This is a genomic window from Amycolatopsis sp. NPDC104819 (assembly GCF_055583145.1).
Genome location: NZ_JBVJON010000001.1, coordinates 771386 through 786381 on the forward strand (window position 1 = coordinate 771386; position 14996 = coordinate 786381).

14 protein-coding genes and 1 tRNA gene are annotated in these 14996 nt (G+C 71.0%); 13 read left to right on the top strand and 2 right to left on the bottom strand.

Annotated elements, in window-relative coordinates:
- The first annotated feature begins 106 nt into the window (after positions 1-106).
- A tRNA-Thr gene (locus ACZ63E_RS03905) sits at positions 107-180 on the top strand.
- Positions 181-401: 221 nt separating this feature from the next.
- Here the strand turns inward: ACZ63E_RS03905 and ACZ63E_RS03910 are convergent.
- A complete protein-coding gene (locus ACZ63E_RS03910; RefSeq protein WP_465301281.1) occupies positions 402-857 on the bottom strand; it encodes a GreA/GreB family elongation factor in 456 nt (151 codons plus the stop codon).
- Between the two features lie 123 nt (positions 858-980).
- Between ACZ63E_RS03910 and ACZ63E_RS03915 the strand changes: the two genes are divergently transcribed.
- The 6 genes from ACZ63E_RS03915 to ACZ63E_RS03940 all read left to right on the top strand — a co-directional run bounded on the left by ACZ63E_RS03915 (position 981) and on the right by ACZ63E_RS03940 (position 7114).
- A complete protein-coding gene (locus ACZ63E_RS03915; protein ID WP_465301283.1) occupies positions 981-1568 on the top strand; it encodes a TetR/AcrR family transcriptional regulator in 588 nt (195 codons plus the stop codon).
- A 106-nt stretch (positions 1569-1674) separates the two neighbouring features.
- The gene (locus ACZ63E_RS03920; protein ID WP_465334368.1) at positions 1675-2877 is read left to right on the top strand and encodes a M14 family metallopeptidase; all 1203 of its coding nucleotides are present in this window, start codon (positions 1675-1677) and stop codon (positions 2875-2877) included.
- Positions 2878-2905: 28 nt separating this feature from the next.
- On the top strand, positions 2906-3430 hold the full coding sequence (locus ACZ63E_RS03925) for a gamma carbonic anhydrase family protein (RefSeq protein WP_465301285.1): 525 nt from the start codon (positions 2906-2908) through the stop codon (positions 3428-3430).
- Between the two features lie 33 nt (positions 3431-3463).
- Positions 3464-3886 carry a 50S ribosomal protein L11 gene (gene rplK / locus ACZ63E_RS03930; protein WP_465334076.1) on the top strand — a complete coding sequence of 141 codons (423 nt, stop codon included), beginning with the start codon at positions 3464-3466 and terminating at the stop codon, positions 3884-3886.
- A 130-nt stretch (positions 3887-4016) separates the two neighbouring features.
- Positions 4017-5285 (top strand): serine hydroxymethyltransferase, encoded by a 1269-nt coding sequence (locus ACZ63E_RS03935; RefSeq protein WP_465334078.1) that lies wholly within the window; start codon positions 4017-4019, stop codon positions 5283-5285.
- Between the two features lie 176 nt (positions 5286-5461).
- Complete coding sequence (locus tag ACZ63E_RS03940; RefSeq protein WP_465334080.1) at positions 5462-7114, top strand: MDR family MFS transporter; 1653 nt, start codon at positions 5462-5464, stop codon at positions 7112-7114.
- 55 nt (positions 7115-7169) lie between these two features.
- On the opposite strand, the gene ACZ63E_RS03945 is transcribed toward ACZ63E_RS03940, so the two are convergent.
- The gene (locus ACZ63E_RS03945) at positions 7170-7688 is read right to left on the bottom strand and encodes an inorganic diphosphatase (protein WP_465334081.1); all 519 of its coding nucleotides are present in this window, start codon (positions 7686-7688) and stop codon (positions 7170-7172) included.
- 175 nt (positions 7689-7863) lie between these two features.
- Here ACZ63E_RS03945 and dacB point away from each other — a divergent pair, with 175 nt between their 5' ends.
- The 6 genes from dacB (at position 7864) to ACZ63E_RS03975 (ending at position 14862) form a co-directional block, all read left to right on the top strand.
- Positions 7864-10293 (top strand): D-alanyl-D-alanine carboxypeptidase/D-alanyl-D-alanine endopeptidase, encoded by a 2430-nt coding sequence (gene dacB, locus ACZ63E_RS03950; RefSeq protein ID WP_465334083.1) that lies wholly within the window; start codon positions 7864-7866, stop codon positions 10291-10293.
- 102 nt (positions 10294-10395) lie between these two features.
- Entirely contained in the window at positions 10396-11406 is a 1011-nt protein-coding gene (locus ACZ63E_RS03955; protein WP_465334369.1) for a zinc-dependent metalloprotease, read from the top strand.
- Entirely contained in the window at positions 11403-12362 is a 960-nt protein-coding gene (gene tilS, locus ACZ63E_RS03960) for a tRNA lysidine(34) synthetase TilS (protein WP_465334084.1), read from the top strand. Before ACZ63E_RS03955 ends, tilS begins: the two co-directional genes overlap by 4 nt.
- Before the next feature lie 3 nt (positions 12363-12365).
- Complete coding sequence (gene hpt / locus ACZ63E_RS03965) at positions 12366-12917, top strand: hypoxanthine phosphoribosyltransferase (protein WP_257918091.1); 552 nt, start codon at positions 12366-12368, stop codon at positions 12915-12917.
- A 144-nt stretch (positions 12918-13061) separates the two neighbouring features.
- Positions 13062-13424, top strand: a complete 363-nt coding sequence (locus ACZ63E_RS03970) for a hypothetical protein (protein WP_465334086.1) — start codon at positions 13062-13064, stop codon at positions 13422-13424.
- Positions 13425-13446: 22 nt separating this feature from the next.
- Positions 13447-14862 (top strand): hypothetical protein, encoded by a 1416-nt coding sequence (locus ACZ63E_RS03975; protein ID WP_465334087.1) that lies wholly within the window; start codon positions 13447-13449, stop codon positions 14860-14862.
- Positions 14863-14996 lie beyond the last annotated feature (134 nt).

The following is a 14996-nucleotide window of genomic DNA, read 5'->3' on the forward strand; positions in this document are numbered from 1 at the left end:
GGGGGATGAGACCGACGTCATAGGGCCCTAACGACGGTCCCCCCGGAAAGTGACGCTGACAGCCTCCGCTACACTTGCCGTCGTCGCCAGCGCGAGCCGGAGACATGCCGCCTTAGCTCAGTCGGCCAGAGCGATTCACTCGTAATGAATAGGTCAGGGGTTCGATTCCCCTAGGCGGCTCAGCCAATGCTCGGCCCCTGCCCCTCGAGGGCAGGGGCCGTTTTTGGCTTCGCGTGTCTTGTGGGGCTTCGCCCCACACCCCGTCCGGAGGGCTCCGCCCCCGGCCCCCTGTCGTGGTCGCCTTGCCGTGGAATTTGTTTGGGGAACCACCCTTGCGGGTCAAGTTTTGGATGGCGAAGGCCCCCGGCTTGTGGCCGGGGGCCTTCGCAAGGGGCTTGCTTCTACTTGGGCGGTGTCACCTTCAAGACCGTGGCCTTGGCGTCGCCTCGGGGGGTGCGGTAGGTGATCTCGTCGCCCGCCTTGCGGCCTACCAGGGCCAGCCCCAGGGGGCTGTCCGAAGTGATCGCGTCCGCGTCTTCGCCGGGGACCGTCACCACCTGGAACGTCTCTTCGTCGCCGTCGGAAAACCTGAGGGTCACCGTGGTGCCGTCGGGGAGCTGGGCGTTGCCGTAGCCGCCGTGTTCCATCTTTGCCGCGAGATCCGCGATCTGGCGGTCGAGCCGGGCCGCCGCCTCCGCGCGGTCGATCACGTCCGCCTGGTCCGCCGCGTCGCCGGTGCGCTCCTGCTCGCCGGGTTGCGGCGCGAGCGCTGCGCGTTGAGCGCGCAAGTTCGCGATTTCCTTCTCCAGCTGGCCGCGTGCGGCCGGGCTGAGCCCCTTGTCCCCTGAGATCACCATGCCGCGCATTGTCCGCTGCGAGGACCGGGGTGGCCAATCCGGTTTTTCACCCGGAAGCCACTCGCAGGACGTCTGCCCTAGGATTCGGGGCTGCCGTCCAGGAAGAAGGTAACGAGAATCACCGTGAGCGCAGTCCCCGGTCGCAGCGACCGGCTCTCTCCCAACCAGCTGGCCAAGCAGGAGCAGATCGTCGAGGCCGCCCGTGTCGTGCTCGCGCGCGACGGGCTCGCGGGATGCACCGTGCGCGCCATCGCCGACGCCGGGCCGCTCACCAAGAGCGCGATCCACTACTACTTCGCCGACATCGACGTCCTCATCGACCGTGCGATGGCCGCGCACATCACCGCCTTCGCCGCGGGGCTGCGCGAGGTCGCCGTGAAGCACGACGAGCCCCGCGAGCGCCTCTTCGCCGTCCTCGAGGAGTATCTGCGCGTCTTCGCCGCGAACCCGAACGCCGCCTTCCTCTGGTTCGAGTACTGGATCGCGGCCGGGCGCGCGCAGCACCCGCAGGCCATCGACGTGATGCTGACGTCGCTCACCGAGCTGCTCGCCGAGCTCCTCGCCCCGCTGGACGTCGACGACCCGCGGGCGCGCGCCCGGGCGCTGCTGTCGTACCTGCTCGGCACGGTCGTCCAGCAGCGGGTGCGGCCGCGGCCGTTCGCCACGCTGCGTGCCGACATCGAGGCGCTCTGCTTCGCCAACTACGGCTAGCAACGCCCTATAGATCCGTAGACGTACGGATTGCGCGCTACGTCCGGCTCCGGCCAGTCTCGGAGAACCCCCGAGAGCAGGAGACGTGATGCGCCCACGAACGTGCATGGCGGCGGCCGCGGCCGTCCTTCTGATGCTCACCCCCGGCGGCCAGGCCGTCGCCCAGCCGGCCGGGCCGCAGGTCTACGAGGTGACCGGCACCGGCACGGCCCAGCAGCGCACCGAGGTCTCGAGGACCGGTGCCGACATCCTCGACAGCACGGACGGCACGACGACCGTCATCGCCAACCCGGGCGAAGCCGCTCAACTGCGTGCGCTCGGCTTCGACGTCAAGGCGCTCGGCAAGGTCAACCGGCCGCAGGGCACCGAGACCGTCGAGGACTTCCCGGCCGGCTACACCGGTTACCACACCTACGCCGAGACGCAGACCGAGCTGCAGAAGGCCGTCGCGAACTACCCGTCGCTCACGAAGCTCGGCAGCGCCGGCACATCGTACGAAGGCCGCGCGCTGTCGCTGATCAAGATCTCCGACAACGCCGCCACCGACGAGAACGAGCCCGAGGTCCTCTTCACCTGCAACCAGCACGCGCGCGAGCACCTCACCACCGAGATGTGCCTGCGCATCGTGCAGCGGCTGACCAGCGGGTACGCCACCGACAGCGCCATCAAGCGGCTGGTCGACAGCACCGAGATCTGGGTGGTCCCGAGCGTCAACCCGGACGGCTCGGAGTACGACATCTCCGGTGGCACGTTCCACAGCTGGCGCAAGAACCGACAGGGTCCCGGCACCGACACGAATCGCAACTGGGGCTACAAGTGGGGCTGCTGCGGCGGCTCGTCGGGCTCGACGTCCAGCGAGACCTACCGCGGCACGGCGGCGTTCTCCGCGCCCGAGACCCGCGCCGTCTCGAACTGGGTGAACTCCCGCGTGGTCGGCGGTGTCCAGCAGATCAAGACGCACATCGACTTCCACACCTACTCCGAGCTGGTGCTCTGGCCGTTCGGCTACACCTACGACCGGACCGCGCCCGGCCTCACCGCCGCCGAGGCGACGAAGTTCGAGACACTCGGCCGGCAGATGGCGGCGACCAACGGCTACACACCGCAGCAGTCCAGCGACCTCTACATCACCGACGGCAGCGTCAACGACTGGATGTGGGCGACGCACAAGATCTGGAGCTTCACCTTCGAGATGTACCCGAAGGGCAGCAACCCGGGCTTCTACCCGCGGGACACCCAGATCGTCCCGCAGACCACGCGCAACGACAAAGCCGTCGACATCCTGATCAACGCGGCGATCACGGGCTGACGCCTCGGGCGCGGTCTAGGGTTCGGGCATGCCTCTGTTCTCGTTCGAAGGGCTCCGCCCGCAGGTTCACCCGGACGCCTGGATCGCGCCCACCGCCACCCTCATCGGCGACGTCGTCGTGGAGAAGGACGCCTCGGTCTGGTACGGCGCCGTGCTGCGCGCCGACTTCGGCAAGATCATCGTCCGCGAGGGCGCCAACATCCAGGACAACTCGGTTGTGCACGTCAACGTCGGCAAGGTGTGCGAGATCGGCAAGAACGCCACCGTCGGCCACCAGTGCCTGGTGCACGACTGCACGGTCGGCGAGCAGGCCCTGATCGGGAACGGCTCCACGGTCCTGGACGACGCGAAGATCGGCGAGCGGACGCTGGTCGCGGCCGGCGCCACCGTGACGCCGGGCACCGAGGTGCCGTCCGAGGTCGTCGCGATGGGCAGCCCGGCCAAGAAGTTCGTGCCGCTCACCGACTCCGCGCGGCTGTGGGTGGAGCACAACGCGCCCGTCTACCAGGACCTGGCGAAACGGCACAAGGCCGGCGTCGAAGCGCTGGATTGACTCTCCAGTAGCTGGAGACCCTAGCTTCGGGGCATGGCTCCGAAGAAGCTCACCCACCAGGTCACCCTGGAACTGTCCGCGGGCAACGCCCCGGTCGTCGACCTCGGCAAGATGCTGGGGCAGACCGGGGTCAACCTCGTCGAGATCAAGAAGGCCTACGACGCGGCGACGGCCGGCCAGCGCGGCGACATCGTGCCGGTGGTCGTCTCGGTGTTCGAGGACCGCTCGTTCGCGCTGCGGCTCAAGACGCCGCCGACGTCGTTCCTCATCAAGAAGGCGCTGGGGGACAAGGGTTCCGCGCGGCCGGGGCACGAGGTCGCCGGCAAGATCACGACGCAGCAGCTGCGCGAGATCGCCGAGCGCAAGCTGCCGGACCTGAACACCGGTGACGTCGAGATGGCGATGCGCACGATCGCGGGCACCGCCCGGTCCATGGGTGTCGCGGTTGTGGACTGAGGCGCGCGAGCACGGACTAAGCTCTGACGCGCAGCAGCGACTGGCGCCATCGAGGTGGAGCACCACCGGGAAGCGACGACGGCCGGCACCGCGCGCCTGGGTGAAGGCCACTCCAGAGCTGGAGTACGCCATGACACATCGGCCCGAACTGAACGCGCTCGCGACCGCCGACCCCGCCATCGCCGGGCTCGTCGAAGAAGAAGCGAAGCGCCAGCACGACAAGATCCGCCTGATCGCTTCGGAGAACTACGTCTCGCAGGCCGTGCTCGAGGCCACCGGGACCGTCCTCACGAACAAGTACTCCGAGGGCTACGCGGGCAAGCGGTACTACGAAGGCCAGCAGTTCATCGACCAGGTCGAGCTGCTCGCCATCGAGCGCGCGAAGGCCGTCTTCGGTGCGGACCACGCGAATGTCCAGCCGTACTCCGGGTCGCCGGCGAACCTGGCCGTGTACCTCGCTTTTGCGCAGCCCGGCGACACCGTGCTCGGCATGGCGCTGCCGGACGGCGGGCACCTCACGCACGGCTGGAGCGTCTCCGCGACCGGCAAGTGGTTCACCCCGGTGCGCTACGGCGTCGCGAAGGAGACCGGCCGCGTCGACCTCGACCAGGTGCGCGACCTCGCGCGCCAGCACCGGCCGAAGCTGATCTTCGCCGGCGGCACGGCCATCCCGCGCACCATCGACTTCCCGGCCTTCGCCGAGATCGCGCGTGAGGTGGACGCGGTGCTCGTCGCCGACATCGCGCACATCGCCGGCCTGGTCGCGGGCGGCGCGCACCCGTCGCCGGTCGGCCACGCCCAGGTGATCACGACGACGACGCACAAGACCCTCCGCGGCCCGCGCGGCGCGATGATCCTCTCGGATTCCGAGCACGCGAAGGCCGTCGACAAAGCGGTGTTCCCGGGTCTGCAGGGCGGCCCGCACAACCACACGACCGCGGCGATCGCCGTCGCGCTCGGCGAAGCGCAACGCCCGGACTTCAGCGACTACGCGCACACGATCGTCGCCAACGCGAAAGCGCTGGCCGACGCGCTGCTCGCGCGCGGGTACGACCTCGTGTCCGGCGGCACGGACAACCACCTGCTGCTGATCGACCTGACGAACAAGGCGGTCGCGGGCAAGCCGGCCGCGCAGGCGCTGGACCGCGCGGGCATCGAGCTGAACTACAACACGGTGCCGTTCGACCCGCGCAAGCCGTTCGACCCGTCCGGCATCCGGCTCGGCACCTCCGCGATCACGACCCGCGGTCTCCTGCCGGAGCACCAGCCGCAGGTCGCGGAGTGGATCGACCGCACGGTCACCGCCGCGGCCGCCACGGACGAGTCGTCCCTCGACACGATCGCCGCGGAGATCCGCGAGTTCCTGGCGCCGTTCCCCATCCCGGGCTACTCGGCCTGACGCTCGTTCCCGAAGGCGGAGCTTTCACGTGAAAGCTCCGCCTTCGGCGTGTCCGTGGCCGGGAGACGGGGCTCACAGAAAACTTGATTGCATCATACAAGCTTCCGCGGAATACTTGGCTGAGGCAAGTAGTTGAGAGGTACAAGCAACTGCGACGAAGGCTGAGGGAGACCACCATGAGCGACACCACCACGGCGGAAGGAGCAGCCGCTACGAAAGGCCGACTGTCCCACCGCCAGATCCTGACCATCCTGTCCGGGCTGATGCTCGGCATGTTCCTCGCCGCGCTCGACCAGACGATCGTGTCGTCGTCGATGCGCACCATCGCCGACGAGCTCCACGGCCTGTCGCTGCAGGCCTGGGCCACCACGGCGTACCTGATCACCGCGACGCTCTCGACCCCGCTGTACGGCAAGCTGTCCGACCTCTACGGCCGCAAACCCATGTACCTGACAGCGATTTCGCTGTTCCTGGTCGGTTCGCTCGCCAGCGGTATGGCGACGTCGATGTACGAGCTCGCCGCGTTCCGCGCCTTCCAGGGCCTCGGCGCCGGTGGCCTGATGTCGCTGGCGCTGGCGATCATCACCGACATCACCGCGCCGCGTGAGCGCAGCAAGTACCAGGGCTACTTCATGGCGGTGTTCGGCATCTCGAGCGTCGCGGGCCCGGTCGTCGGCGGCTTCTTCGCCGGTATCGACTCCTTCGCCGGCATCACCGGCTGGCGCTGGGTGTTCCTGGTCAACGTCCCGATCGCGCTCGCCGCGCTGGTCGTCGTCTCCAAGGTGCTGAATCTCCCGCACACCCGCGTGAACCAGAAGGTCGACTACTGGGGCGCCGTCGCGCTGGCCACCGGCCTGGTGCCGCTGCTGATCGTCGCCGAGCAGGGCCGCGAGTGGGGCTGGGGCTCGGCCGGTTCGGTCGCGATGTACGTGATCGGCGCGCTGGGTGTGGCCGCCTTCGTCTGGATCGAACGCCGGATGGGCGACGCCGCCCTGCTGCCGCTGCGGCTGTTCAAGCGGCCCGTGTTCCGGATGGCCACGCTGGTCACCGTCGTGCAGGGCGCCGGGATGTTCGGCGCGATGATGTCGCTGCCGCTCTACCTGCAGATCGTCAAGGGCGCGACGCCGACCCAGGCCGGCCTGCAGATGCTGCCGCTGACGCTCGGCATCATGATCGCCAGCCTGACCAGCGGCCGGATCATCTCGGCCACCGGCCGGTACAAGATGTTCGCGGTGGCGGGCATCGGCCTGATGGCGGCGGCGCTGTTCGCGCTGTCGACGATCACCGTCGACACCTCGCTGAGCCTGGTCATGGTGATCGCCTTCGTGATCGGTCTCGGCCTCGGCGCCTCGATGCAGACGCTGGTGCTGGCCGCGACCAACGACGTCCGGCCGCAGGACATCGGCGTCGCCACCTCGGCGGCGACGTTCTTCCGGCAGATCGGCGGCACGGCGGGCACCGCGGTGTTCCTCTCGATCCTGTTCGGCACGGTCGGTGACAAGATCGCCGGCGCCGTCCGCTCGGCGATCGCGACCCCGGCCTACGCCGCGGCGCTGGCCCAGCACCCGGAGTTCGCGCAGCAGATGAAGAACGGCCTGGACGTCAACGACACGTCGTTCCTGTCCACGCTCGACCCGACGCTGGCCCGCCCGATCCTGCAGGGCTTCGCCGAGTCGATGAGCACGGTGTTCCTGGTCGGCGGGATCGTGCTGACCGTCGGGTTCGCCCTGGTGTGGTTCCTCAAGGAGAAGCCGCTCTCGGACAAGTCCGCGATGGAGCAGCGCGCGGAGGCCGAGGAGGCCCCGGCCGCGCTGGCCCTGGCGCACTGACCCGCTGAAACACGAAGAGGCCCCTCGGATCCCGAGGGGCCTCTTTCGCGTGAAATCAGTGGGCGGCTTCGCCGTTGGCCGCTTCCTTGGCCAGCCGGTCGGTCTCCCGCTCGTACGACCGGGCGATCTCCGCCTCGGCCTCGGTGCGGCCGACCCAGCTCGAGCCTTCGACGCTCTTGCCGGGCTCGAGGTCCTTGTAGACCTCGAAGAAGTGCTGGATCTCCAGCTTGTGGAACTGGTTCAGGTGGTGGATGTCGCGCAGGTGCTCCAGGCGCGGGTCGTTCGTCGGGACCGCGAGGACCTTGTCGTCCGGGCCCTTCTCGTCCGTCATCCGGAACATGCCGATCGCGCGGCAGCGGATCAGGCAGCCCGGGAACGTCGGCTCCTGGACGAGCACCAGCACGTCGAGCGGGTCGCCGTCCTGGCCGAGGGTGTCGTCGATGAAGCCGTAGTCGGCCGGGTACTGCGTGGCCGTGAACAGGGTCCGGTCCAGCTTGATGCGGCCGGTCTTGTGGTCGACCTCGTACTTGTTGCGCTCCCCTTTGGGGATTTCGATCGTGACGTCGAACTCCACGGCGTCCTCGCTGCTTCTTCGTAGATCCGGGCACACCGCACGTCGCGGGCGGCAACCTCAATGACTGTCTTGACGTCTCCTAGTGTGGACTACGCCGTGGCGCGGGGTCGCATCGATGTCGGCCACGCGGCATGTGAGCTTGGCCCCTTCCGGGGCAGGTGAGAAGGAGTGGTGGGTGCCGGAAAACGACCAGCCGATGTGGCCTTCGTCGGACGAAGACCGCTCGTCGTCCGGCGCGCGGAAGACCACTCCGATGTCCCTGCCCGACCCGCCCGAGGCGACCGGGGACCAGGCCGGCGTGCCGAAGGTCACAGGCAGTGAGGCCCCGAAGGGCTCGTGGTTCGCGCCGAACGTGCCGCCCGAGCCGATCCCGGGCCTGAACGTGCCGGCCGAGGAGCCCCCGCCGCCGCCGACCCCGGCGAAGCAGGACCTCGCCGACCGCCTCGGCAGCCGCGAGCCGAAGCAGCCCCCGGCCGAGGTGGGCACGCAGTTCATCGAGGTGGAGAAGCCGAAGCCGGCCGAAGCGGCGCCGGTCGGCGAAAGCACCCAGTTCATCGAGGTGGAGAAGAAGCCGGCGCCGGTGGTGCCGGTCGAGCGCAACGTCTGGCCCGGTGAGCAGCAGGAACGCCGTGAGGAGCCCCAGCAGTGGCGGGAGGAGCTGCAGGTCTGGCGGGAGGAGCAGCAGCGCCGCGAAGAGCAGTTGAAGCGCGGCGAAGGGCAACGCGGCGAAGGGCAACGTCGCGAGGAGCCGCAGCAGCAGCGCGCTGACGCACCGCAGCAGCGCCCGGACCCAGCTCAGCAGCAGCGCCCCGAGGCGTCCCAGCAGCGGTCCGACGCGACTCAGCAGCTGCGCCCGGACCCGGCCCAGCAGCACCAGCCCCAGCAGGCCGACGCGCCCTGGGCCCAGCGCATCGAGCTGCGCGAGAACCGCACGGTCGACCGCCCGGCCGAACCCGGCGAGCGCCGTCCCGGCCTGCCGCCCGAACCGCCGCGTGGGGTCGTGCCCTCGGCGTCGGTGGGCTCGCTCGCCCGGCCGCAGCGGATCGAGCCGGACGGGCAGCGGTTCGACGCCGAGGCGACCGTCGGGATCGAACGGCCCACCCAGTTCCCCGCCGCCTTCCAGCAGCAGCCCCAGCCGCGCAGCGAGCCGCCCGCCGAGCCGCCGCGGCCGGAGCCGCCTGCCGAACCCGCTGCCGCCGAAGAACCGCCGAAGAAGCGGCGCAAGGGCAAGATCATCGCGCTCGTCGTGGTCGTCCTGCTGGTCCTGGCCGGCGGCGGCGTCGCCGCGGCGATGCCGAAGGTGTCGAACCGGCTGGGCCTGCCGTGGGCGCCGAACGCGCCGAAGGGGGACAGCCCGGAGCCGGTCGCCGCGACGCGTCAGCTGCAGGGCCCGGAGACGGCCGGGAAGGCGCCGACCGCGAACGGCGTCAAGTCCGCGCTGGCCGCCGCGGCCGGCAACGGCGCCCTCGGCCAGCTCACCGGCAGCGTGATGGACCCGGTGAGCGGCTCGGTGCTGTGGGACCGCAGCTCGTCGACGCCGGTGACGCCCGCGTCGACGACGAAGGTGCTCACCTCGGCCGCCGCGTTGCTCTCGCTCGACCACAACCTGCGGCTGTCGACCAAGATCGTGCAGGGCGCCGACCCGGGCACGGTGATCCTGGTCGGCGGGGGCGACACGACCCTCACCAACCTGCCGCTGGGCACCGAGTCGCCGCTGTACCCGGGCGCCGCGCACGTCGACGACCTCGTCGCGCAGGTCAAGAAGGCCGTGCCGGGGGTGAAGAAGGTGCAGGTCGACCTCAGCCTCTTCAAGGGCCCGACCACCGCGCCGGGCTGGGAAGCCGGCGACGCGCCGTCGACGTACGCGACGCAGATGTCGCCGGTGATGGCCGACGGCGGCCGGATCGGCCCCAAGGACAACAACTCGCAGCGCGTGGCCAACGCGGGCAGCGCGCTCGCCTCGTCGATCGCGTCCAAGCTCGGCGCCTCGGCCGGGGGCCAGGCGACCGCGCCCCAGGGCGCGAAGGTGGTCGGCGAGGTCAAGTCGGCCCCGCTGACCGAGCTGGTCTCCGACCTGATGGTGCTGTCCGACGACGTCCTCGCCGAGGCGATCGCCCGTCAGGTGGCGCTCGCGAACGGCGAGGAAGCCAGCTACGCCGGTGGCGCCGCGGCGACCGCCAAGGTGCTCAAGGACCACGGCTTCGACGTCTCGGGCGTCCAGCTGTCCGACGGCAGCGGCATCTCGTCGCTGAACCGGATCCCGGCGCGGCTGCTCACCCAGCTGCTCGGGTCCGCGGCCGCCCCGGAGGGCAAGGACCCGAACACCGGGAAGCTGCGCGCGGTGCTGGCCGGTCTCCCGGTGGCCGGCGGTTCGGGCACCCTCGCCGACAAGCGGTTCGACACCCCGGCGTCGCAAGCCGGGCGCGGCTGGGTGCGGGCGAAGACCGGCACGCTCACCGGCGTCAACACCCTCGCCGGGCTGGTCCTCGACCAGGACGGCCGGGTGCTGGTGTTCGCGTTCATGTCGAACGACTCGGACACCGAACCCGGGCGGGACGCCATCGACGCGCTCGCGACGAGCCTGCGCAAGTGCGGGTGCGCCTGATCCGGCACCTCTCCGTGTGCGAAGCGTGCGGAAGTCGTGGCCGGAAACCCGCCCGGGGCAGGTAGCGTCGGAAGGGTGAGTCAGGAAACCGAGACCCGGCCGATGGTCGACTGGTCGCTCGCCGCGCAGACCGGCGCGCTGCTCGTGCGCGGCGGCCCGCAGGTCCCCCGCGAAGAGGCCGAAGAGGCCGTCACCGACCTGCGCGAGCTGACCATGGAAGCCGAGGGGCACGTCCGGCAGCTGACGAGTCTCGGGCTCGACCTGCCGCTGCTGCCCGGCGAAGTCGTCGACCGTCCGGGCTGGGTCCGGTCGGCCGCGGCCGGGCTGGACGCGCTGACCGGGCGCGCGCTGCCGCAGCAGGGCGGGCCGTTCGGGCCGATCCTGGCCGGTGGCGCCGGCGTGCAGACCGGGCTGGTGCTCGCCTTCCTCGCCAGCCGCGTGCTCGGCCAGTACGACCCCTTCGGTGGTCCCGAACGACAGGGTCAGCTGCTGCTGGTCGCGCCGAACGTCGTCGCCGCGGAACGCGCGATGGACGTCCCCGGCCACGACTTCCGGCTCTGGGTCTGCCTGCACGAGTGCACCCACCGGCTGCAGTTCACCGCGGTCACCTGGCTGCGCGACTACTTCGCCGACGAGGTCGAGCGGCTCGTCTCCGGGCTGGCCGGCGGCGGCTCCGACAGCCTCGCCGACCTGGTCGGCCGGCTGCCCGAGGCGATCAAGCAGGGCCCGAAGCTGAACCTCGCCGAGCTGCTCCAGTCGCCGAAGGAACGCGCGGTGTTCGACCGGCTGCTGGCGCTCTCGACGTTGCTGGAGGGCCACGCCGACTACGTGATGGACGCCGTCGGCCCGCAGGTCGTGCCGAGCGTCGACACGATCCGCGCGCGCTTCACCGCCCGGCGCAAGGGCGGCGGTGTCTTCGACCGGCTGCTGCGCGCGTTGCTCGGCGTCGACGCGAAGATCCGTCAGTACGAAGAAGGCGCGAAGTTCACGAAGCACGTTGTGGACGCTGTCGGCATGGAGGGCTTCAACGCCGTCTGGCGGTCGCCGAACACCCTGCCGTCGCGCGCCGAGATCGCGGATCCGGCGGCGTGGGTCCGGCGCCTGCACGGATGACCGGGCCGGCGGTCGCGGCCGTCCGCCGGGCCGTCCGGGAGTTCCTGGAGAGCGTCGAAGCGCCGGCCGAGCTGTGCGTCGCGGTGTCCGGCGGCGCCGATTCCCTGGCGCTGGCCGAGGCGACGGCGTACGTCGGGCGTCACCGCGGCCACCGGATCCGCGCGCTGGTCGTCGACCACGGCCTGCAGGACGGCTCGGCGAAGATCGCGCGCGACGCCGCTGCGGCCGCGAAATCCCTGGGCGCCGACGAAGCCGAAGTGCGCCGCGTCGACGTCAGCGGTCCCGGCGGCCCGGAAGCCGCCGCCCGCAAGGCCCGCTACCGCGCGCTGGCCGGGCACGACCTCGTGCTGCTCGGCCACACCCTCGACGACCAGGCCGAAACCGTCCTGCTCGGGCTCGGCCGCGGCTCCGGCCCCCGCAGCGTCGCCGGGATGCGGCCGCACGACCCGCCGTGGGGCCGCCCGCTGCTCGCGGTGCCGCGCGCGACCACCCGGGCCGCGTGCGCCGAGCTCGGCGTCGAGCCCTGGGACGACCCGCACAACACCGAGCCGCGCTTCACCCGCGTCCGGTTGCGCACCGAAGTCCTGCCGTTGCTGGAAGACGTCCTCAACGGCGGGGTGGCCGCCGCGCTCGCCCGCACCGCCGCGCAGCTGCGTGAGGACAGTGAGGCGCTGGACACATCGGCGGAGCTGATCTTCACCCGTGCGGGCGGCGTCGAAGGTCTGGACGTCGCGGTGCTCGCGGCCGAGCCCGCGGCCCTCCGGCGGCGGGTTCTCCGCAGGTGGCTGCTGGCGTCGGGGGTGCGCGAGCTCACCGACGCGCACCTGCGCGCGGTCGACGCGCTCGTCGCCCGGTGGCGTGGTCAGGGCGGTGTCTGGTTGCCGGGCAACTTGGAAGCGCGCCGGGCGCATGGCAGGCTCTGCGTCATCTCCCAACCCACCACCCGAGGGGACTGACCCGTGTACGAGGGCGAAATCGCCTCCGTGCTCGTCACCGAGCAGCAGATCCAGGACAAGATCACGGAGCTGTCGGCGCAGATCGCCGCCGACTATCCGGCCAACGGGCAGGGTGAACTCCTGCTGGTGGGTGTCCTGAAGGGCGCGGTCATGTTCATGACCGACTTCGCCCGTGCGCTGCCGCTGCCGACGCAGCTGGAATTCATGGCCGTCTCCTCCTACGGCTCGGCGACGTCGTCGTCCGGAGTCGTCCGCATCCTGAAGGACCTCGACCGCGACATCGCGGGCCGGGACGTGCTGATCGTCGAGGACATCGTCGACTCGGGCCTGACGCTCTCGTGGCTGCTGAAGAACCTGGCCAGCCGCAACCCCGCGTCGCTCGAGGTCGTCTCGCTGCTCCGCAAGCCGGAGGCGGTGAAGGTGGACGTCCCGGTGAAGTACATCGGCTTCGACATCCCGAACGAGTTCGTCGTCGGGTACGGCCTGGACTACGCCGAGCGCTACCGGGACCTTCCTTACATCGGGACGCTGGACCCGAAGGTCTACACGTCCTAGTTCACCGACCGTTCACCGCAACTACCGGATCCGTGGAACCCCGGTGACGAAGTTTGCGTCATAGGCTCTGATCACGTGCGTTAACCTATGCGAAGACCATTCGTGCCCGCGGTGACCGGGTCGGGGGAACGGGAGAGAGCTCAGATGGGGAACAGCAGCGCCGACGCGAACGCCTTCAAGGCCGCGGCCGCGGCGGGTCAGGTCGGAATCGACCCCGACGCCGCGCAGACCGTGCTGAACAAGATCCGCACGGGCAAGGACGCCGTCGAGGCCCTGCTCAGCGGCGCGGGCACCCTCGCGCAGCCGCCGAAGCTCGGGGACAACCCGGTCGGCAACGCGATGGCCGCCAAGTTCGTCCAGCGCGCCGACGGGGGGAACGACTCCTACGCCTCGGCGTTGCAGAACCTGCTCGACCAGTACTCGGCCGCCGAGGAGGGCATCGTCACGGCGATGTCGCGCTACCACGAGATCGACAACGCCGCGGCCGACCCGTTCCGCAACGCCTGAGTCCAGAGGGGATTTCGCAGTCATGGCTCCGAACCACAGCGACCAGCCGGCGTCCACCACTCCGGGCCCTGCTGACCAGGGCTCGCTCGTCCCGCTCGGCGACAACGCGGCGTCGCAGAACATCGTCGACAACGCCCGCGGCAGCGCCGGCGGCTTCGACATGGGCAGCGACCGCGCGATCGCGAACCCGCCGAACTGGAACGCGCAGGCGAGCCAGCAGCTGTACAACGGCGCGGTCAACAACAACGACCCCGGCACGGCCGAGGCGACCGGGCAGGCCTGGTCGCACCACGGCAGCGAGCTGAAGGCGGCCTCCGACCACCTGTACAACGCGATCTCCGAGCTGGGCAACGCCTGGGTCGGCCGCGGCGCCGCGGGTGCGCAGGGCGCGCTGGTGGCCATCGCCAACTCGGGCTCGCAGGCCTCCGACGCCGCGCACACGATGTCCGACCGGCTCGCCCGGCAGGCCGCGGCGGCCGCCGAGGTCAAGAAGATGCCGGCGCCGAAGGAGTACGACCCCAAGCAGTCGATGGCGGCCGCGCTGGCGGGCGGCCCGGCGGCGCTGATCGCCGACCAGAAGGCCCAGGCGGACGCGGCCAACGACGTCAAGGCGCAGCAGGTCGCGTTCTTCAACGCCTACACCAAGTCGATGAGCGAGGTCGACAACTCGACCCCGAGCTTCGGCCCGGAGTCGCTCGGCATGAAGCCGACGGGCTCGCACAACTCCATCTCGTTCAATTCGGTCGGCTCCGTCGGCAACATGGGCTCGGTGCAGGGCCTGCCTGCCGCGGGCGGCGCGGTCTTCGCCGCCAACGGCACGGGCTTCGGCGGCCACGGCGGCGCGTTCGACGCGCAGCACGCGGGCCTCACGCCGAACGCGACCCACGGCGGCGGCGCGCCCGGCTTCGGCCAGGACGCGGCCCTGCTCGGCAGTGACGCGCCCGGCGGCCCGGCCTCCGGCGCCGGCGCGGGCACCACCACCGGCACGGGCCACGTCGCCCCGGGCGGCGGCGGCGCGCAGTCCGGCAACCCGCTCAGCAAGATCGGCATGGGGCTCGGCATCGGCGGCGCGGCCGGCGGTCTCGGCGCGCTGGCTTCCCGTGCCCTCGGCAAGGGCAACCGGTCCGGCTCGAAGTCCGAGAACGAGACGTCGCTGGCGTCGGCCGACGGCCAGGGCCAGAGCGCGGCTTCGGCGCAGGCGCCGCAGCAGGGTCTCGTCTCGTCCGCGGGCACCATCGGCGGGCAGACGCCGCCGCCGATGAACCCGGGCGGGATGGGCGGCGGCATGGCGCCGCACGGCGCCCAGGGCGAGCAGGACGAGGAGCACACGCACGCGTCGTTCCTCATCGAGGCGGACCCGGACGAGGCCTTCGGCGCGAACCAGGCGACCCCGCCGCCGGTCATCGGCGCGTGGTCCGGGGACGACGAAGACCGCTGATTCTTCTCGGGCCGGGGGGGGCGGGGGGGGGGGGGGGGCGGGGGTTGGGGGGGGGGGGGGGGGGGGGAAAAGGGGGGGGGGCCCCCCCGCCCAAAGGGACCCTCCTTTGGGGGCCGGCGCAAGGGGAGAGAGGA